We start from the raw sequence: 19,414 nt of genomic DNA on the forward strand, positions 1-19,414 counted from the left end.
CACCCGTGCCGGTGAAGCCGTGCACCCCCCCCGCGGCCCCGGCGGCCCCCCCGCCGCCGCCCCCGCCCCCCCCGCTGTCTTCGCGGCAGGTGTTGGGGGGGGGCCCGGCGCGTGCCGCGCCGGGCCCTCTCGCGTGCGGCGGGGTGCTCAGTCCTCGCCGAGGTAGGCCTTGCGGACCGACTCGTCGTGCAGGAGGTCGGCGCCGGTGCCCTGGAGGACGATGCTGCCGATCTCCATGACGTAGCCCCGGTCGGAGAGCGAGAGCGCGGCCTGGGCGTTCTGCTCGACCAGCAGGATGGTCGTCCCGTCGGCCTTGAGTTCGACGATGGTCGCCATGATCTTCTGCATCATCAGCGGCGAGAGGCCCATGGACGGCTCGTCGAGCATCAGCAGCTTGGGCCGGGACATCAGGGCGCGGCCCATGGCGAGCATCTGCTGTTCGCCGCCGGAGAGTGTGCCGGCGGCCTGCTTGCGGCGTTCGCCGAGGATGGGGAAGAGGCCGTAGGCGCGTTCGACGTCCTTGGTGATGCCGTCGGCGTCGTTGCGCAGGAAGGCGCCGAGGAGGAGGTTCTCCTCGATGGTCATGCGCGGGAAGATGTGCCGGCCTTCGGGGGAGTGGGCCAGGCCGAGGGCGACGATCTTGTGGGCGGGGACGGTGGCGAGGGGTCGGCCGTCGAAGGTGATGGTGCCGGCGGTGGGCTTGAGCAGGCCGGAGAGGGTGCGCAGGGTGGTGGTCTTGCCGGCGCCGTTGGTGCCGATCAGGGTGGTGACCTCGCCCTGGTTGACGGTGAAGCTGATGCCCTTGACGGCTTCGATCTTCCCGTAGGAGACGCGGAGGTCCTGGACTTCGAGGAGTGCGGTCACTGGTCGGTCTCCGTAACGGGGGCGGTGCCTTCGAGCGGGGCGCCGAGGTAGGCGGTGATGACGCGTTCGTCGTTCTGGACCGTCTCGCGGTCGCCCTCGACGATCTTCTGGCCCTGGACCAGCACGGCGGTGCGGTCGCAGAGGTTGAAGATGAAGCGCATGTCGTGCTCGATGACGAGGACGGAGACGCCCCGGTCGCGGATGGCGAAGACGAGTTCCTCGGCGGCTCGGGTCTCCTGCGGGTTCATGCCGGCGGTGGGCTCGTCGAGGAGCAGCAGGCCGGGGTCGGAGGCGAGGGCGCGGGCGATTTCGAGCTTGCGTTGTTCGCCGTAGGGGAGGTTGCGGGCGAGGTGTTCGGCTTTGCCGGCGAGGCCGGTGAACTCGAGGAGTTCCATGGCCTTGTCGCGGCTTTCCTGTTCGGAGCGGCGGTAGCCGGGGCCGCGGAGGACGGCGGAGAGGAGGCCCTGGTGCATGCGGCTGTGTCGGCCGACCTGGACGTTTTCGAGGACGGTCATGTTGGCGAAGAGCCGGATGTTCTGGAAGGTGCGGGCGATGCCGGCTTGGGTGACGAGGTGGGGTTTGGGGGGGAGGACGGAGCCTTGGTAGGTGACGGTGCCTTCGGTGGGGACGTAGAGGCCGGTGAGGCAGTTGAAGAAGGTGGTTTTGCCGGCGCCGTTGGGGCCGATGAGGCCGATGATCTCGCCTCGGCCGACGGTGAGTGAGACGTTGTTGACGGCGGTGAGGCCGCCGAAGCGCATGGTGACGCCGGAGACGTCGAGGAGGGTTTCGGCGGGGGTGGGTGCCGGTGCCGGGGTGGGGGCGGGGGCGTCGGTGGTGGTCATCTGGAGGGTCACGCCCCTGCCTTGGAGAGGGCGACGGTGTCGCCGGTGGCCTGCGCCGGGATGTCGGCGTCGGCTTCGTGGAATTCGAGTTGGCGGCGCCGGTTGGGGATGAGGCCTTCGGGGCGCACCCGCATGAGGACGATGAGGGCGATGCCGAAGGCGAGGAGCTGGTAGTCGGCGAGGAACTCGAGCTTTTTGGGGATGAGGAAGAGCAGGGTGGCGCCGGCCAGGGGTCCGCTGATGGTGCCCATGCCGCCGAGGATGACGGCGGCGAGCAGGAAGGCGGAGTTGGGCGGGAGGGCTTCGGCGAAGGTGTACTGGTCGGGGGTGACGGTGTAGCTGACGTGGGCCTGGACGGTGCCGGCGAGGCCGGCGAGGCAGGCGCCGAGGGCGAAGGCGAGGAGTTTGAGGCGGAAGCCGTTGATGCCCATGGCCTCGGCGGCGGTCTCGTCCTCGCGGATGGCGACCCAGGCGCGGCCGATGCGGGAGTTGCCGACGCGGGCGAAGACCAGGACGACGAGGGCGGTCACGGCGAGCATCAGCAGGTAGTAGTTGGAGAACCGGCCGAGTTCGAAGCCGAAGATGGTGGTGGGCTTGCCGAGGTTCCAGCCGAGGATCTCCAGGTCGGGGATCCGGGGGATGCCGTTGGAGCCGTTGGTGATCTTCGGGCCGGTGGTGCCGTTGAGGTTGAGCATGGTGATGCGGAAGATCTCGCCGAAGCCGAGGGTGACGATGGCGAGGTAGTCGCCGCGCAGTCGCAGGGTCGGGGCGCCGATGACGACGCCGAAGACCATGGAGACGACGGCGCCGGTGAGCATGGCGCCCCAGAACGGGAACTGGACGTGGATCGGCGAGGCGGGGGAGCCGGAGACCAGGGCGGCGGCGTAGGCGCCGACGCCGAGGAAGGCGACGTAGCCGAGGTCGAGCAGGCCGGCCAGGCCGACGACGATGTTCAGGCCGAGGGCGACGGTGGCGAAGATCAGGATGTTGGTGGCGACGGAGGTGTACTGGTCGCTGGTCTGGGTGAACGGGAAGCTGGCGGCGGCGGCGAAGGCGGCGCCGGTGGTGACGGTCTGGTATTTGACGGTCAGGGCGCGCAGTCGGGGCAGTAGGCCGGAGCGGCTGAGCGAGGCGATCACGGAGGCGGCCAGCAGCAGGTAGCCGGTGAAGAGTTCGCCGTATTCGGTGTCGATGCCGAAGGTGATGGCGAAGAGGCCGATGGCGAAGGCGACGGCGATCAGTGCGACTTCGACCCAGGAGGGCAGGGTGCGGGGTGCGGGGAGCGGCCGGTGGACGGTGCCGAGTCGCAGCCAGCTGTTGGCGGCGTGGCCGAGCTGGACGAGCAGGACGGCGCCGGTGGCGATCGCGAGGCCGCCGGCGAGGGCGGTGAGTACGGGGGCGACCGGCTTGTCCTCGGGGATGGCGTGGGTGGCGAACCAGACCACCGGGGCGATCGGGAGGAGCAGGAACAGCCGGCGGTCGAGGATCCGCAGGGGGACGGCGGTGCGCCGGTCGAGCGGCAGGCCGAGTGAGCCGGCCAGGGCGAGCAGGGAGCCGGCGGCGAGGACCCAGCCGCCGGGTTCGAGGTTGGCGAGGCCGCCGAGGTCGGTGGAGATGGAGACCACCGAGAACCAGCCGACGGCGACGGTGCCGGCGGCGGCGAGGACGACGGCGTTGTTGCTGCGGCGGGGGGCGGCCCAGCGCAGGCCGGGGACGCCCTGGGTGGCGAGGAGGAGGGCGAGGGTGACGAGTCCGGCGGTGAGGGCGAGCCATTGGAGGCCGGCGGGGGAGCCGTAGAAGGTGAGGTCGCCGGGGTATTCGGAGGTCCAGGTCCAGGGCATCAGGGCGGAGCCGGCGGTGGCGGCGGCGCCGAGGCCGGCGAGGAGGGCGGCGGTGCGGCCGGGGAGGGCGATGACCGGGGTGGTCTCGGTGCTGCTGGTGGTCATGGTGCTCACGCCCTGTCCGCGACGCGCTCGCCCAGCAGGCCCTGGGGTCGGACGAGCAGGACGACGATGAGGAGTACGAAGGCCCAGACGTCCTTCCAGGCGCCGCCTCCGAAGAGGTGCATGCCGGGGAGGTGCTGGATGTAGCCGGTGGCGAGTGCTTCGGCGAGGCCGAGGGTGATGCCGCCGAGCATGGCGCCGTAGATGTTGCCGATGCCGCCGAGGACGGCGGCGGTGAAGGCCTTGAGGCCGAGGAGGAAGCCCATCCGGAAGTCGACCTGGCCGCTGCGCAGGCCGTAGGCGACGGCGGCGACGGCGGCGAAGGCGGCGCCGATGGCGAAGGCCATCACGATGATCCGGTCGGTGTCGATGCCCATCAGCTTGGCGGTGTCCGGGTCCTGGCTGGTGGCCTGCATGGCGCGGCCGGAGCGGGTGCGGGTGACGAACCAGCCGAGGGCGAGCATGCAGAGCGGGGCGGCGACGAGGAGGAAGATGTCGCTGCGCTGGATGGCGACGGAGCCGATCTCGAAGGGGTCGCCGGGGATCTTCGGGAAGACCCGGGCCTTCTTGGCGTCCGGGTAGAAGGCGAAGACCAGCTGCTGCAGGGCGATGGACAGGCCGATGGCGGTGATCAGGGGGGCGAGCCGGGGGGCGGAGCGCAGTGGCCGGTAGGCGAAGCGCTCGGCGGCGACGGCGGTGAGGGTGGAGACCAGGATGCCGGCGATCAGCATCAGCGGTAGGGCCAGCCACAGGGTGGTGCCGCCGGGGAGGGCGAGGTAGGCGGTCAGGGCGCCGAAGCCGCCGACCATGACGATCTCGCCGTGGGCGAAGTTGATGAGCTGGACGATGCCGTAGACCATCGTGTAGCCGATCGCGACGAGGCCGTAGAGGGCGCCGAGGATCAGGCCGTTGGCCAGCTGCTGCGGTAGGTCGTGCACCGCTGGGCCTCCGTTGTGCGTGTGGGGTGTCCGCGTGGGTGGTGGATGTGGGTGCGCGCGGGGGCACTCGTGGCGCCCCCGCGCGGTAACTCCGGTGTGTCGTGGTGCGCCTGACCCCTGGTCAGGTGAGGGTCAGCCGCTGAAGGTGCCGGACTTCTCCACGGCCCACTTGGCGTCCTTGACGGTGTAGACGGTGAGCTGCTTGTTGGTGGTGTCGCCGAACTCGTCGAAGGAGACCTTGCCGGTCACGCCCTCGAAGGAGACCTTCTGGACGGCCTCGACGACCTTGGCGCGGGGGCTGTCGGGCAGCTTGCCGTTGTTGGCGGTGACGACGGCCTTGACGCCCTGGATGATGGCCCAGGCGCTGTCGTAGGAGTAGCCGCCGTAGGTCTCGTAGGCGTCCTTGTAGCCGGCGGCCTTGTAGTCGGCGATGAACTTGGCGGCGGTCGGCAGCTGCTCGACGGGCAGGCCGACGGCGGTGGCGAGGTCGCCCTGGCCCTTGGGGTTGAGCTTGATGAAGTCGCCGCTCTGGATGCCGTCGCCGCCCATCAGGGGGATGTTGACGCCGGCGTCCTTGAGCTGGAGCGAGAGCGGGCCGGCGGCGGGGTACTCGCCGCCGTAGTAGACCGCTTCGGCGCCGGAGGACTTGACCTTGGTGACGACGGCGGCGAAGTCGCGGTCGTCGGGGTTGACGTGCTCCTCGCCCTTGATCTCGCCGCCGTTCTTGATGAACTGGCCCTTGAAGGTGGCGGCGAGGCCGGCCCCGTAGGTCTTCTGGTCGTCGATGAGGAAGACCTTGGTCTTCTTGGCGTCCTTGATCAGGTAGTCCGCGGCGAACGGGCCCTGGACGGCGTCGGTGGTGGCGGTGCGGAAGTAGCTCTTGAAGGGGCGGGCCTTGACGCCGCTGGCCCACTTCTCGCCCTGGCTGAGGGCGACGCCGGTGTTGGCGGGGGAGATCTGGACGAGGTTGGCGTCGTTGAAGATCTGCTGCATCGACTGGGCGACGCTGGAGTTCAGCGGGCCGACGACGCCGATGACGTCCTTGTCGCCCACCAGCTGGGTGGCGTTCTGCTGGCCGGGGGCGGGCTTGCCGGTGTCGTCGAGGCCCTTGATCTGGAACTTGACGCCGGGGACCTCGTTCTTCTCGTTGGCCTGCTTGACCGCGAGCTCGACGGAGTTGCGGATGCCGAGGCCGAGGGCGGAGAGGTCGCCGGTGAGGGGCGCGTCGACGCCGATGGTGACGGTGGTGGTGCCGCCGCCCTGGCCGCTGTCCCCGGACTTCTTGTCGTCGCGGGAGCCGCATGCGGTGAGGGTGAGGGCGCCGATCACGGCAATGCTCACGACAACTGCTGAACGATGACGCACGGGGGGTCCCCTTCGGTTCAGGAGGGCGCCGCGCCTGAACGGCGGGAGCCTGGATGCGCGGTGGGCCTGGCCCATTCCGGTGGCGCGGTGACTGGCCGTGACTCTAGATGCCGGTCGGCGGCTCTGGCAGTGCTGCGGCGAGGCTGTGATTCTCTTGTTATGAGCACACGGAGAAGTCGTCTCAGCATGTGGTCGTTCCGGCCCGACCTGCTCGCTCGGACCCCTGTATTTCCATGCCAACACGCGCCATGTAAGGCGTAGAAGGGCAGGTGACTCCTGAACTCACCGATTACCGGACAAGAGTGTCCGCGCTGTTGGAGTCGGGCGTATGCGTCCGGATATCGGACGCCGGTCGCCGCCCGGCGCTGTTTTCACGTGGAACCGACCCCCCGGGGCCCTCGACTGCTCGGATTTCCTAGTTGTTACGCACGGTTACATCGCTGCGATTGGCCGGACATGCCGCCGCCCCCTTGTCCAGACCAACGACTTCCCAAGGATGTCGAAGGTCAAACAAGGGGGCGGACAAGGGATTTGACGGAAAATCGGCTCAGAGGTCGCGCAGCATGCAGGTGAGGCGGCAGCTGGTGACCCGCTTGCCGGTGTCGTCGGTGATCGCGATCTCGTAGGTCGCGGCGGTGCGGCCCTTGAACACCGCGGTCGCCACACCGGTGACCAGGCCGGAGGTCGCCGAGCGGTGGTGGGTCGCGTTCAGGTCCACGCCCACCGCGTAGCGGCCCGGGCCGGCGTGCAGCATCGCCCCGACCGAGCCGAGGGTCTCCGCCAGCGCCGCCGAGGCGCCGCCGTGCAGCAGCCCGTACGGCTGCTGGTTGCCGTCCACCGGCATGGTGCCGACCACCCGGTCGCCCGAGGCCTCGACGATCCTGATGCCCAGCTTGTCGCCCAGCCGGCCGCCGGAGAAGGTGGCCGGGTCCACGCCGAGCTTGGCGAAGTGGTCCAGCATCTCCTGCGGGACGTCGATGAGCGGCGAGGCGTCGGGGGCGCCTGGGGCGATGGGGGCGGGGGCGGTGCTGGTGCCGGTGCCGGAGGCGTTCGCGGTGCCGGGTGTGCTGCCGGGTGCGGTGTCGGGGGCCGGATCGGTCATGGGGGAGCTCCTGCCGCTCGGGGGTCGCGTCGTCGTGCTGCCTGTGATCGTACGACCGTCCTACTCGGCGGTAGAGGCGGTCCCGGCGGAAAACCGCAGTGGCGCCCGGGGCGCGAGCGCACCCGGGGGGCGCCCGCCCCCGGCGTGCCCCTTTTGTCAGTGCCGGGCCCTAGGATCGGTGGCCGGTAGTGGAATCGGCAGGAACGGACGTTGACGTGGCTACGCAGAGTACGGACAAGGGCGCGGCGGGTGGTGGCGGAGCCGGATCGCGGCCCCGCCTGATGCTGCTCGACGGGCACTCGATGGCCTACCGGGCGTTCTACGCGCTGCCCGTGGAGAACTTCAACACCTCCACCGGCCAGCCGACCAACGCGGTGTACGGCTTCGCCTCGATGCTCGCCAACACCGTCCGGGACGAGGCGCCCACCCACCTCGCGGTCGCCTTCGACCTCTCCCGCCAGACCTTCCGCTCGGTCGAGTTCCCCGACTACAAGGCCAACCGGGCCAAGACCCCGGACGAGTTCCGCAGCCAGATCGGGCTGATCGGCGAGCTGCTCGACGCGATGCACGTGCCGCGGCTGACCGCCGAGGGCTTCGAGGCGGACGACATCATCGCCACCCTGGCCACCGCCGCCGAGGCGGCCGGCTACGACGTCGACATCGTCACCGGCGACCGTGACTCGCTCCAGCTGGTCACCGAGCACATCACCGTGCTCTACCCGACCAAGGGCGTCTCCGAACTGACCCGCTACACCCCGGAGAAGGTCGCCGAGAAGTACGGCGTCACCCCCCGCCAGTACCCGGACCTCGCCGCCCTGCGCGGCGACCCGTCCGACAACCTGCCCGGCATCCCCGGCGTCGGCGAGAAGACCGCCGCCAAGTGGGTCAACCAGTTCGGCTCCTTCGACGAACTGGTCGCCCGGGCCGACGAGGTCAAGGGCAAGATCGGCGAGAAGCTGCGCGAGCACCTCGACTCGGTCAAGCGCAACCGGGTCCTGACCGAGCTGGTCCGTGACGTCGAACTCCCGCTCGGCGTGGCCGACCTGGCCCGCGCGCCGTTCGACGGCCCGGGCGTCACCGCGCTCATGGAGACGCTGGAGTTCCGCAACGCCAACTTCCGCGACCGCGTCCACGGCATCGACCCGGCCGCCGCCGCCGAGCCCGAGGCCGCCGAACTCGCCCCCGGCGTCGAGGTCGACGGCGAACTCCTCACCGACCCGGGCACCCTCGCCGCCTGGCTGCGGGAGCACGCCGCGGACAAGACCCCGGTCGCGCTGGCCGCCGTCTACCGGTGGGCGCTCGGCGCCGGCGAGGTCTCCGAGGTCGCGCTCGCCGCCGGAGAGACGGCCGCCTGGTTCGACCCGGCGCTGCTCACCGAGGAGGACGAGCGCGCCTTCGCCGCCTGGCTGGCCGACCCGGCCGCCCCCAAGGCCCTGCACATCGCCAAGCAGGTCATGCGGGCCTTCGCCGAGCGCGGCTGGAGCGTCGAGGGTGTCGTCGCCGACACCGCCCTCGCCGCCTACCTGGAGAAGCCCGGCCGCCGCACCTTCACCCTTGAGGTGCTCGCCGAGGAGTACCTGGCCCGCTCGCTCACCCCGGCCCCGGCCGCCGAGTCCGGCCAGCTCGCCTTCGACGCCCCGGAGGAGGACCCGACCGCCGGCGCCCAGGCCCTGATGCTCCAGGCCCGCGCCGTGCTCGACCTCGCCGCGCTGTTCGACACCCGCCTCGCCGAGGTCGGCGCCACCGGGCTGCTGCGCGACATGGAGCTGCCGATCGCCGCCCTGCTCGCCCGGATGGAGCGCACCGGCATCGCCGCCGACCGCGACTGGCTCACCGGCCTGGAGGCGCAGTTCGCCGCCGAGATCCAGCGGGTGGTGGAGGAGGCGCACGCCGCCGCCGGCCACGAGTTCAACCTCGGCTCGCCCAAGCAGCTCCAGGAGATCCTCTTCGGCGAGCTGGCGCTGCCCAAGACCAAGAAGATCAAGACCGGGTACACCACCGACGCCGACGCGCTCACCTGGCTCGCCACCCAGACCGACAACGAGCTGCCGGTCGTCCTGCTGCGCCACCGCGACCAGGCCAAGCTGCGCACCACCGTCGAGGGCCTGCTCAAGACGGTCTCCCCGGCCGGGCGGATCCACACCACCTTCAACCAGATGGTCGCCGCCACCGGCCGGCTCTCCTCGCAGGACCCGAACCTGCAGAACATCCCGGTCCGCACCGAGGAGGGCCGGATGATCCGCCGGGCCTTCGTGGTCGGCGAGGGCTACGAGTCGCTGCTCACCGCCGACTACTCGCAGATCGAACTGCGGATCATGGCCCACCTCTCCGAGGACGAGGCGCTGCTCGAGGCCTTCGCCACCGGCGAGGACCTCCACACCACCGTCGCCTCCCAGGTCTTCGAGGTCCCCGGCGGCTCCGTCGACGCCGAGATGCGCCGCAAGATCAAGGCGATGTCCTACGGCCTCGCCTACGGCCTGTCCGCCTACGGGCTGTCCCAGCAGCTCGGCATCAAGCCGGCCGAGGCGCAGGGCCTGATGGACACCTACTTCGAGCGTTTCGGCGGCGTGCGCGACTACCTGCACCGGGTGGTCGAGGAGGCCCGCGCCACCGGCTACACCGAGACCCTGCTCGGCCGCCGCCGCTACCTGCCGGACCTCAACAGCGACAACCGCCAGCGCCGGGAGATGGCCGAGCGGATGGCGCTCAACGCCCCGATCCAGGGCTCGGCCGCCGACATCGTCAAGATCGCCATGCTGCGGGTGGACGAGGCGCTGCGCACGGCGGGGCTGACCTCCCGGATGCTGCTCCAGGTGCACGACGAAATCGTGCTGGAGCTGGCCCCGGGCGAGCGCGAGGCGGTCGAGGCGGTCGTCCGTGAGCAGATGGCCGGCGCCTACCCGCTGCGGGCCCCGCTGGACGTCTCGGTCGGCGTCGGCGCGAACTGGGAGGCCGCGGCGCACTGACGTCCCGTCAGCAGGCCTCGGGTGCAGCTTCGTCGAGGCTGCGCCCGGGGTCTGGTCGGCGTCGGGGAGCGGTCCTACCCTGGCGGGTATGCCTGCCTATGAGGTGCTCCGCCGCGGCCGTGACGGCACCACCGTGGACCTGGTGTTCGAGCCGGGTGGGGGTTCCTGGCCCGCCGCCGCGCTCCTGGTGCTGCGCACGCTCGCCGTCCTGCTCGCCGTGGGCGTCGTCTTCCTCCCCGCCGGCATGGTGCTCGTGGAGGTCGCGGTGATCGTCGGCGCCACCTTCGTGGGCGCGGTGACCGTCGGCGCGGCGCTGTGGGTGTCCGCCGTGCTGCTCCTGTGGCCGTTCGTCGCGGCCGGCGAACTGCGGTCGGTCCGCCGGGTGCAGTTCGCCCCGGCCCGGAATCCGACCGAACTGCGGCTCGTCCGGGGTGCCCGCGCCGACGACTGGGCGCCGATCTCTGGACTGCGGCGCATCCGACTGGACGAGACCGTGGAGGAGCCCTACGAGGGCGACCCCGAGCCGGCCGGCCGCACCCTCGACATCACGGTGACCGTGGCCGGCGACGACGGCCGCCCGCACCGGGCGCCGAAGGGCACCGATGCCGACGCGCTGCAGCGGTCTCTGGAGGACCTGTTCGGCCCGGTCGGTATCCCCGTCCTGCGCCGTACCGAGCGCAGCCTCCGCCGCAAGCCCCGGCCTTCCTCCGGTGGCGGCTGGGTCTACGGCGGCTCGGGTTCGGCCAACTCCGGCGGGGGCTTCTCCGGCGGGGGGTGAGCGGGGGCGGGGTGAGCCGGTGGCTCCGGGGGGTTGATACCGGGTCAGGGAGCCTCTTCACTTGTCATGGCGCCGCCGTCCTTGATCGTGGGCGCGGCACCGTCGCTCCGCCGCTCCGATGCGCCACCGCTCCGATGCGCCACCGCTCTGATGCGCCACCGCTCTGATGCGCCACCGCTTTGATGCTCCGACGCTCTGATGCTCCGACGCCTCATCCGACGAGTCTGGAGATCCCCTCATGTCCCAGTCCCGCCTGCGGCGCGCCGTTGTCGCGCTGACGGCCCTGCCCCTGCTCGCGCTCGGCGCGGGCCAGGCCGTGGCCGCCCCGACCCCGGCCGCCGCCCCCGCCGCCCCCGCCGCTGTCGCCTCCAAGGTGACCGCGATCGAGGACGAGGTCGCCCGCACCCTGGCCGCCTCCCTCGCCGACCCCGCCCTGCGCGAGCGGCTGCGCACGGCGACCGCCGCCGCGCCCGCCGGCACCGAACTCACCCCGCTGGCCGCCGGACTGTCCGGCGCCACCGCCCGTTCGCTCGCCTCCGCCACCACGCGCGCCGACCGCGAGGTGGCCGCCGCCAAGGGCCTCGGCGCCGACCTCGGCCCGCTGCTGCGGGTCCAGCTGGCCGACCCGTCGATGCGGGCCGCCCTGGACGCCGGCGCCGCGCCGCTGGTGGCGACCGCCGGCACCGACGAGCACGCCCACACCGTCCGCGCCTACGACACCGCCGGCCGGGTCCGCGGCCTGGATGCCGCCACCCTGCCCACCCGCCCGGTCTACCTGGTCGACATCGACACGGCCAAGGCCCTGACCGCCGGGATCGACCTGCTCCAGCGGGAGCTGGCGGCCCGCGGGATCGCCCCGGCCGCCGCTACCGCGCCAACCGCCTCCGCTGCCCCGACCGCCCCGGCCGCCGTGCAGGCGGCCGGCTGGTGGGGCACCAAGATCACCTCGGTCGAGGTGAACGACGACGAGGAGCCCTGGTTCAAGGGCGCCGCCGAGATGTTCAGCCTGGTGTCCGGCTTCGGCCCGGACGGCAAGGTCCGGGTCGACTCGGTCGCCATGCCGTACCTCCAGTACGACGGCACGGTCTACTACCCGAACCAGATCCTGGTGAACTGGTCGAACTACAAGTACAACCTGGCCGACGTCGTCCTGATGGAGGACGACGGCGACACCAACTACCTGGCCCTCGCCCAGGCCGTCGCCGCCGTCCTGCTCACCATCGCCGACCAGGGCGCCTACATCCCGCTGGTCAACGCCGTCCTCGCGGCACTGCCCACCTCCTGGTGGACCGACGACCCGGACTACGTGGAGTCCTGGTACACCCTCGCCCGCACCAGCACCGGCCGCCTCAACGGCGCCCGGGGCAACGGCTGGATGACGGTCGAGCCGTACTGGGTCAGTCAGCTCTGACCGTCGCCGCCCCGCGGCCGGGCCGGCGTCGCGCGCGGGTGCGCGCCGCCGGCCCGGTCGGTCGACCTTGATCGAACTCGTGTCACGGAGTCAGTTTCGTACTACCGTAGGCCCGATGACTACGGATTTCAGGTCGACCGACCAGCCTGCACTCCTGGCCGGGGCACCGACACTCCAGGCCCGCAACTCCGCCGCCTTCTGGACCGCGACCGGTGTGTCCCGGGGGCACGAGGTGATCCGGCGCCGCGGATTCGTCGCCGTCGACGGCGACAGGCGCGCCGGGCAGCGGATCCTGATCCAGGAGCCCGACCTCACCCCGGCCGAGGTCGCCGAGGTGGGCGAGCTGGTCCGCCGGGCCGCAGGTCCGCTGATCGTCGATGACCCGTTCAGCTCGACGGACCTGAGCCACCTGGGCCTGCGTACCTGGCAGATGCCGGTCATGCTGCGCCCGCCCGGCCCCGTCGCCGACCCGGCACTGGAGGTGACCCGGGTACGGCAGCCCGAGGACCTCCGGGCGGCCGAGCGGATCGTGATCGAGGGCTTCGAGCTGGACGGCTTCGAGCCCTACCGCCCCGGCGAGCTCTTCCCGACATCGCTGATCGAACAGCCGGGCGTGGACGTGTTCATCGCCTCCGTCGACGGCGTGGCCGCGGGAGCCGGCGTGAGCGTCGTGGCCGACGGCGTCGCCAGCCACTACTGGATCGCCACCTCCTCCGCCTTCCGCTCACGCGGCGTCGGCCGTGCCGTCATGCTCGGCGCCCTCGCCCACGTGGCGGACCTCCCGGCCACCCTCACCGCGTCGAAGCTGGGCCGCCCGCTCTACGAGTCCCTGGGCTACACCGTGGCATCGCCCTCGACCTGGTGGGCCTCCTCCTGAGCCACGGCATGGTGCTCAGGAAGTCGGACCCGCCGACTTCCTGAGCGCGGCCCGGCCGCCTGCCTGAGTACTGGTGTCAGATCGGAAGGTCCCAACCCGGACCGTCCTCGGCGCCGAGCCAGACCCGTTGCCCGGCCGCCGAGACGGTGAGGCCGAAGGCGGCCTGGTGCGGCTCGCCCGCATGCTGCCAGGTCTCGATGGCGGTCTCCACCTGGTCCCACAGGCGGAGCGGCCCGCGCTGCACCACGGTCCAGCCGCCCGCGGGGTCGGGCACGGTCCGGGCCTGCGAGCCGGTGGCCACGTCCGAGAGGATCTGGTGCGCTCCGCTTCCCATCCGTTCGGCCGAGGGCGCCGCGAGCTGGGCTACCCAACTGCCGGTCCAGGTGTCGAGCTTCGAAGGGTCGATCCGGCTGGGACGCTCCTCTCCGGGGAGCAGGGCCAGGGTCGGGCGGGGCGGCCGGTCGTGGGAGCGCGCGATCATGAAGCTGGTGTGCCCGGGGAGGAAGCGGCCGGTGGCCTCACCGGGGCCGGTCACGTCGAGCAGCGCCAGGGCGTTGGCGTAGCCCCATCCGGACAGGGTGACCAGGATCCGGCCGCCCGGCCTGACCTGGTGAAGCCAGGCCATCGGCAGGTACCGGACCGAGCACGTCGCGATCAGCCGGTCGAAGGCGCCGCCGTCCGGATCCCCGCCCCCGTCGCCGGTGATGAGGCGCGGGGTGTAGCCGGCGGCCCGGAGTGCGGTGGCGGCGCGTTCGGCTACTCGGGGGTCGTACTCGATGCTGGTGATGTTTCCGTCGCCGAGGCGGTGCGCGTCGAGGGCGGTCGAGTAGCCGGTCCCGGTGCCGACTTCGAGAATGTGATGACCCACGTCCGCGCCGAGCTGTTGCCACATGTCGAGCACCAGGGAGGGCAGGGTGGAGGACGATGAAGGGGCACCGGTCACCTGCCGGTCCCCGGCGTCCTCCGGGTCGGTGCGGCCGTCGAGTTGGGTGACGAGGGTCCGGTCGGTGCAGATCCCCTCCAACCACCCGGGATCACCGTGGCGGACTGCCCGGTAGCCGGTCGGGGTGGTGCCGTCGACCGGGACGAAATATGAGCCGACGAAGAGTTCGCGCGGCACGGCGCCGGCGGCGTCGGCCCACGCGGAATCAGTGAGCGTGCCGTTCTCGATGAGCTGCTCGACCAAGGCGGCGCGCAGGATGTCGGACGTGGTCACCGGTCGCGGCCTCTTTCCAGTCGGTCGGCGATCGCGTGCGCGATCCGATGGGTCGTCCCGGTCGGCTGCCAGGCCCACTGCCCGTTCGGGTTGCATTCCAGGAAGTGCCAGGTGCCGTCTGCGGTGACGGCGAAGTCGAAGGCGCCGAAGGTCAGCTGGAAGGCGGCAAGGTAGCGTGCGACGGACTCGGCGATCGACGAGGGGACGTCGATCGGGCTGCAGTGCATCCGGTCCTGCCGGTACCGCCAATCGAGATCCGGGCTATCGATGCGGGAACCGAACAGTCGGTCTCCGACTGCCGTCACGCGGCTGTCGAAGACCTTGGGAATCCTGGCTTGAAACATGTGCGGACACGCCGTCACGGCCTTGGTGATCTCCCGACTGTGGACTTCGCGGACCCATACGACCTGGGCCTGTCCGTCGACCGAGTACGGGATGTTCCACACGGGCTTGTAGACCGTGCCGTCGGCATGGTGGGTGGCGAACTCCCGTGCCTAGTGCGCGTCGTTGGTGACCAACGTGTGGGGCACTTGGAATCCGCAGCACTGCGCGGCGGCGAGCTGGGCCGGCTTGTACTCCGCCGCCCGGTTGTGCCAGGGGTGGTTCACGTAATGCGCTCCGGGGAGCGAGGCCAGGATGCCACCCGCCCCCCAGAACGCCTGTGCGGCGGCGAACCGGCGGTCCTGCCCGTCGAGGTCGGGCGGGCTGGTGACCCGGACGCGGGCGGTGACCAGTTCGACCTCGACCAGGCGGTTGTCGACGACGTGGAAGGTCTCCACCGGCCAGATGGTCCGTTGCGTGGTGAAAGGGATGATGCCGAGGCTGACCCGGGGAAGCGCCTTGATCGAGAGCAGTCGGGCCAACTGGTCAGCCATGACGGCCGGTTCGGCGATCCGGTAGCGGAGGACGGACTCCTCGACCAGGCAGACGATGCGGTGGTTACCCGAGTACATGGGCTCGGTGCTCCGTACCCGCTGGGCGATCGCCTGTTCGAGGTCGGCGGGTGAACTTGCCCGATCGGCGAAGCGGGAGAGGATCGCCGCGGCGTAGCCGGGGGTCTGGAGCATGCCGGGAACGACGTCCGAGGAGTAGAAGCGCAGAAGGCGCGAGTCCCGGTAGGAACGTGTGTAGGTCTCCTGGAGCTGTTGGAGGCCGGCGCGTTGGAGGCGCTTCCACTCCACGTACATCGATGCGACCGAACGTGAGGCCGCGATCAGGGCGGGGATGTGGTTCTCCGCTCCGCAGGCCGCGCACCAGGCCCGGATGTCGCTGTCGGAGGGAGCCGATTCGCCCTTCTGGATGCGGGTGGTCTTCGCCGGGTGCCAGCCGCACCGGGCAGACAGTTCACGACCGGTGAGTCCCGCGTCCCTGCGCAGGTCCCGGAGCCTGTCGGCCAGGGCCTGACGGGCGGATTGAGCAGCTGAGGACGGAGAAGAGGCCATGAACTGTCCGCGATAGTCCGAGTGGTCAGACGATGTACCGGTCGTGCGGGACGCCGCGTTCCCAGACGGTCTCGAATGCGTCGGAGACCATCTTCACCACGGCCGGATCCTCGGTGTACTCGTGCCCGGCCCAGTCGCCGTCGCCCGTGAACCAGTGGAAGAGGACCAGTCGGTCATCGATCAGCCACAGGTCGTTGCCGGGCAGCGGGATGTCCGAGGAGAGGTGTCGGGGGAGCCACCGCACATGCTCGCCCGCAGCGAGGTTCACCGGGGTCAGTGCGTGCTCCCACCGGATGTAGTCGGTCACCGGCTCCGACACGATCCTTGCCCGGCGCATCACCACGCCACGGCCGACGGTCTCTCGAACGAGTGGCACCCAGCCGGCCCAGCCCTCGGAGTCCGGGTCCAGATCGACCGAGCCGACCTGCTTGAACTCCTCGAACTCGGCCGTCTCGTCGGCGACGCCGTAGACGTCACGCATCTCCAGATGGACGGCCGTCCGCCGTGCTCCCTTCAGCAGGGCGGAAAAGTCCGGCACGTTCTGCGTCATCGCACGCCTTTCGCAGGATCGGGACCATCCGCAGGGGGATGCGGACGACGGTTTCGTGGTTGGGGATGCCCCTCTCGTGGCCGGGCACCCACTCGGTCCCGTGGATGCGGGCCTCGAGCGTGGCACCGCCTTCCAGCCCTGGATCACGAGCTCGTTCGCCTCGTCCTCGATCCACACGGTGGGTGAGCCTCCGGATTTGCTCTCGGGGTCGAGCCCTGCAAGATCCAGCGCCATGGTGGTCTCCTGGGTCCGGCCGTGTTGAGGGTAGTCGTCGCGGTACACGCGGTGAAGTCGGGCGTGAGGCACGTCAACGGCGCACGGTCGCGCGAGAGGCGCGAATCGAGCGATCAAGGACTGCCTTCGACCCCGGGACGGTGGGGTGTTGTGCGCAGGAAGTCGGGTGGGTCGACTTCCTGCGCAGGGGATTTCAGGAGGTGCGGGTGGTGGCTCGGGTGCGGCAGTGGGCGAGGGCGCGTTCGATGCGGGCGTCGGGGGTGGGGGTGGTGGTGAGGAGGAGTTCGCCGGCGGTGACGAGGGCGGTCCAGTAGCGGGTCGGGTTGCCGCGGTGGGGGAGGGGTCGGGTGGCGGCCAGGGAGAGGTAGGCGGCGGTGAGGTTGCCGGTGGTGAACCAGCGGGTCAGGCCGTGCTGGTGGCCGGGGCGGATGCCGCCGATGGCGTCGATGGCGACCAGGAAGAGGTCAATGACGGCGAGTTCGGTGGCGGTGAGGGTGACGGGGACGTCGAAGACGCCGAGGGCTTCGAGGAGTTCTCCGGTGTCGGCTTCGGAACCGGGGCGGGGGTGGGCGAGGAGGGCGTGGTAGCAGTCGTTGAGGCGGATGGTGGTTTCGGCGAGCGGGATGCCGAGGGCGAGGCAGATGGCTCGGGCGGCGGGGAGCGGCGTGCGTGAGCGGCGGGCGAGGAGGGCGTAGGCCTCGGCGGGGCTGCAGCCGCGGGTGAGTGCGTGCCGGGCGAGGGTGGCGAGCGGCGGGTGCATCAAGGGCGCTTTCAGGCGGTGACGAGGGAGAGGAAGGGGGCTGGCGCGACGAGCGCCCAGACGAACTTGCCGACGCCGCCCGCGCGGGGGCAACAGCCCCAGCGATAGGCGAGTTCGTTGACGAGGAGCAGCCCGCGCCCGTGTTCCTCGTCGGGCGCGGCGGCACGGACGGAGGGCCGGCCGCTGCCGGCGTCGTGCGCCTCCAACCGAAGACGGCCGCCGAGGAGCGCGAATCGGATCTCGATGAGCCGGTCGTCGGGGGCGTCGGAGTGCTGGACGGCGTTGGCGAAGAGTTCGCCGAGGAGGAGTTCGGCGGTGTCGGTGTAGTGGTCGCCGGTGGGGAGGGCGGCGAGGTAGGCCCGGAGGAGGTGGCGGGCCAGGGGCGTGGATTCGGTGCGGGAGTCGAGCCGGGCGGCGAACGTGCGGGGGCGGCGGGAAACGGGCATGGCGGACTACCTCGGCGGGGGGTGGAATGGGGGAGCGTCATGGTGTCGCTTCAATGCGTAGTGATGCGACTACCCAGGGCACCCGCTGTGGCCTAGCATTGGCGATGCCTTCAACCTTTCGGACTGGAAGGGAAAGTCACCAGCGATCATGAACCGCAAGGAACTTGACCCCGACTCCTCGCCCACGGCCAAGTTCGGCGTGATACTTCGCCAGGCCAGGGAGGCAAGAGGCTGGACGCAGGAGCAACTGGGGGGAATTGTCGGTTACTCGGCCGTTCACATCTCCGCCGTGGAAACCGGCCGGAAGCCCCCAACCAGTAGATTCGCGAAGAGAATTGATGGCGCCTTCGAAACTGAGCGGTTCGAACGGGAGTGGCGCCAGTCCGGACAGCGAGTTCTCTTCGAGGGCTTCGACCAGTACGCGGCAAAAGAACGGGAAGCCGTGGCCGTTCGGATCTTCGAGCTGGACATGGTTCCTGGCATGCTCCAGCACCCGGACTACAGCGCCGCCTACGAGATGGCGCCGGTCCGACGAGGTGAAGCCACGCAGGAGCAGGCGGAGGAGCGGCTGAACGTTCTGGCGGTACGCCAGCGGCTGCTCGACCGTCCTGTGAGGGTCCACGTGGTCCTCGACGAATCGGCTCTGCGGCGCCAGATCGGTGGAACGGCCGTTATGGCGCGCCAGATGCACCATCTGGAAGAGCTGGCGGCCCGGCCCCATGTCATCCTCCAGGTCGCCCCGTGCACCCTTGGCGAGTTGCGCCCCTTCTCTCACTCGGTCACGTTGCTGACTCTGCCCACACGCACGATGGTCGGGTACACCGAAACGCTCGGACGGGGCCTTCTGGAGCGGGACTCCGAGGTCGTGGCCGGGTGGGCCGGACAGTACGATCGCCTTCAGGTCGACGCCCTCACGCGGCTGGACAGCGTGACCATGATCCGGGAGGCACGGAGGGACTATGAACGGCATGCACAGTGACCAACCGACCCGCGCCGGGTGGCGAAAGAGCTCCTACAGCAACGGGCAGGGAGGGTGTGTCGAGGTCGACGACTCGCGCCCCGGCACGGTGCGTGACTCCAAGGACCCTCATGGTCCCGCACTCGTCTTCCCGGCGGAGGCGTGGCAGTCCTTCGTGCAGGCCGTTCGCTTTGGCGAGTTCGGCGACGTCTGACCGATCCCGGTGACGGAGGCGGTGCATCATGCCCAGGCGTGACTACGAGGACGATCCGAACGCCCCCGAGGCCAACTCGCTCGTCCCGGCCGCTTCCGTCGTCGTGGTCGACGATGCGGGCCGCGTTCTCCTCCAGCGGCGTACCGACAATGGGATGTGGGCGCTGCCCGGCGGCCGAATGGACATCGGCGAGTCGATCGCCGACTGCGGCGTCCGCGAGACGCGCGAGGAGACCGGTATCGAGATCGCGATCACCGGGATCGTCGGTACCTACACCGACCCCCGGCACGTGTTCGCCTACGACGACGGCGAGGTCCGGCAGGAGTTCTCGATCTGCCTCCTCGGGCGCCCGCTCGGTGGGGAGTTGCGGGTGTCCGACGAGTCCCACGAGGTGGCGTGGTTCACCCCGGCCGAAACGGACGGGCTGCCGATGGTGTCGAACATTCGCAGGCGGCTGGCCGACTGGCGCTCCGGGAAGATCCTCGTGGTGCGCTAGCCCACCTGGCGG

Annotated in this window: 19 protein-coding genes; 7 read left to right on the forward strand and 12 right to left on the reverse strand. The window is 70.8% G+C overall.

Annotation, left to right across the window (positions count from 1 at the left end; all coding sequences use genetic code 11):
• Positions 1-147 precede the first annotated feature (147 nt).
• The 6 genes from SM793_RS30430 to SM793_RS30455 all read right to left on the reverse strand — a co-directional run bounded on the left by SM793_RS30430 (position 148) and on the right by SM793_RS30455 (position 6,913).
• On the reverse strand, positions 148-864 hold the full coding sequence (locus SM793_RS30430) for an ABC transporter ATP-binding protein (protein ID WP_320441528.1): 717 nt from the start codon (positions 862-864) through the stop codon (positions 148-150).
• Entirely contained in the window at positions 861-1,706 is an 846-nt protein-coding gene (locus SM793_RS30435) for an ABC transporter ATP-binding protein (RefSeq protein ID WP_320441558.1), read from the reverse strand. Before SM793_RS30435 ends, SM793_RS30430 begins: the two co-directional genes overlap by 4 nt.
• Before the next feature lie 8 nt (positions 1,707-1,714).
• A complete protein-coding gene (locus SM793_RS30440) occupies positions 1,715-3,652 on the reverse strand; it encodes a branched-chain amino acid ABC transporter permease (protein ID WP_320441559.1) in 1,938 nt (645 codons plus the stop codon).
• Positions 3,653-3,657: 5 nt separating this feature from the next.
• A complete protein-coding gene (locus SM793_RS30445) occupies positions 3,658-4,587 on the reverse strand; it encodes a branched-chain amino acid ABC transporter permease (RefSeq protein ID WP_045940266.1) in 930 nt (309 codons plus the stop codon).
• 132 nt (positions 4,588-4,719) lie between these two features.
• Positions 4,720-5,952, reverse strand: coding sequence for a branched-chain amino acid ABC transporter substrate-binding protein (locus SM793_RS30450; protein WP_320441529.1), 1,233 nt, complete (start codon positions 5,950-5,952; stop codon positions 4,720-4,722).
• 547 nt (positions 5,953-6,499) lie between these two features.
• Positions 6,500-6,913: a PaaI family thioesterase gene (locus SM793_RS30455; RefSeq protein WP_045940274.1), complete on the reverse strand. Its 414-nt coding sequence runs from the start codon at positions 6,911-6,913 to the stop codon at positions 6,500-6,502.
• Positions 6,914-7,335: 422 nt separating this feature from the next.
• On the opposite strand from SM793_RS30455, the gene polA reads away from it, so the two are divergent.
• The 4 genes from polA (at position 7,336) to SM793_RS30475 (ending at position 13,086) form a co-directional block, all read left to right on the forward strand.
• On the forward strand, positions 7,336-10,020 hold the full coding sequence (gene polA / locus SM793_RS30460; RefSeq protein WP_320441560.1) for a DNA polymerase I: 2,685 nt from the start codon (positions 7,336-7,338) through the stop codon (positions 10,018-10,020).
• Between the two features lie 88 nt (positions 10,021-10,108).
• Positions 10,109-10,798: a hypothetical protein gene (locus SM793_RS30465; RefSeq protein ID WP_320441530.1), complete on the forward strand. Its 690-nt coding sequence runs from the start codon at positions 10,109-10,111 to the stop codon at positions 10,796-10,798.
• Positions 10,799-11,036: 238 nt separating this feature from the next.
• Entirely contained in the window at positions 11,037-12,209 is a 1,173-nt protein-coding gene (locus SM793_RS30470; protein WP_320441531.1) for a DUF3103 family protein, read from the forward strand.
• Positions 12,210-12,324: 115 nt separating this feature from the next.
• The gene (locus SM793_RS30475) at positions 12,325-13,086 is read left to right on the forward strand and encodes a GNAT family N-acetyltransferase (RefSeq protein WP_320441532.1); all 762 of its coding nucleotides are present in this window, start codon (positions 12,325-12,327) and stop codon (positions 13,084-13,086) included.
• Between the two features lie 76 nt (positions 13,087-13,162).
• Here SM793_RS30475 and tgmC read toward each other — a convergent pair whose 3' ends face one another.
• The 6 genes from tgmC to SM793_RS30510 all read right to left on the reverse strand — a co-directional run bounded on the left by tgmC (position 13,163) and on the right by SM793_RS30510 (position 17,734).
• Positions 13,163-14,302: an ATP-grasp peptide maturase system methyltransferase gene (tgmC, locus tag SM793_RS30480; protein ID WP_320441533.1), complete on the reverse strand. Its 1,140-nt coding sequence runs from the start codon at positions 14,300-14,302 to the stop codon at positions 13,163-13,165.
• Positions 14,299-14,748 carry a hypothetical protein gene (locus tag SM793_RS30485; protein WP_320441534.1) on the reverse strand — a complete coding sequence of 150 codons (450 nt, stop codon included), beginning with the start codon at positions 14,746-14,748 and terminating at the stop codon, positions 14,299-14,301. Before SM793_RS30485 ends, tgmC begins: the two co-directional genes overlap by 4 nt.
• Positions 14,749-14,796: 48 nt before the next feature.
• Positions 14,797-15,744 (reverse strand): Scr1 family TA system antitoxin-like transcriptional regulator, encoded by a 948-nt coding sequence (locus tag SM793_RS30490; RefSeq protein WP_320441535.1) that lies wholly within the window; start codon positions 15,742-15,744, stop codon positions 14,797-14,799.
• A 25-nt stretch (positions 15,745-15,769) separates the two neighbouring features.
• On the reverse strand, positions 15,770-16,294 hold the full coding sequence (locus SM793_RS30495) for a DUF6879 family protein (RefSeq protein ID WP_320441536.1): 525 nt from the start codon (positions 16,292-16,294) through the stop codon (positions 15,770-15,772).
• Positions 16,295-16,721: 427 nt separating this feature from the next.
• Positions 16,722-17,288, reverse strand: a complete 567-nt coding sequence (locus SM793_RS30505) for a hypothetical protein (protein ID WP_320441537.1) — start codon at positions 17,286-17,288, stop codon at positions 16,722-16,724.
• 11 nt (positions 17,289-17,299) lie between these two features.
• Positions 17,300-17,734, reverse strand: a complete 435-nt coding sequence (locus SM793_RS30510; protein WP_320441538.1) for an ATP-binding protein — start codon at positions 17,732-17,734, stop codon at positions 17,300-17,302.
• 148 nt (positions 17,735-17,882) lie between these two features.
• On the opposite strand from SM793_RS30510, the gene SM793_RS30515 reads away from it, so the two are divergent.
• Genes SM793_RS30515 through SM793_RS30525 form a run of 3 tightly spaced genes read left to right on the forward strand, consistent with a single transcriptional unit; the run spans position 17,883 to position 19,402 of the window.
• Positions 17,883-18,713, forward strand: coding sequence for a helix-turn-helix transcriptional regulator (locus SM793_RS30515; RefSeq protein WP_320441539.1), 831 nt, complete (start codon positions 17,883-17,885; stop codon positions 18,711-18,713).
• Positions 18,703-18,906, forward strand: coding sequence for a DUF397 domain-containing protein (locus SM793_RS30520; protein ID WP_320441540.1), 204 nt, complete (start codon positions 18,703-18,705; stop codon positions 18,904-18,906). The genes SM793_RS30515 and SM793_RS30520 overlap by 11 nt, the downstream gene beginning before the upstream one ends.
• A 28-nt stretch (positions 18,907-18,934) precedes the next feature.
• On the forward strand, positions 18,935-19,402 hold the full coding sequence (locus SM793_RS30525; RefSeq protein WP_320441541.1) for an NUDIX domain-containing protein: 468 nt from the start codon (positions 18,935-18,937) through the stop codon (positions 19,400-19,402).
• Positions 19,403-19,414: the final 12 nt, after the last annotated feature.

Origin of the sequence: Kitasatospora purpeofusca, assembly GCF_034043715.1 — a bacterium.
In the GTDB taxonomy this organism is placed as follows: domain Bacteria; phylum Actinomycetota; class Actinomycetes; order Streptomycetales; family Streptomycetaceae; genus Kitasatospora; species Kitasatospora purpeofusca_A.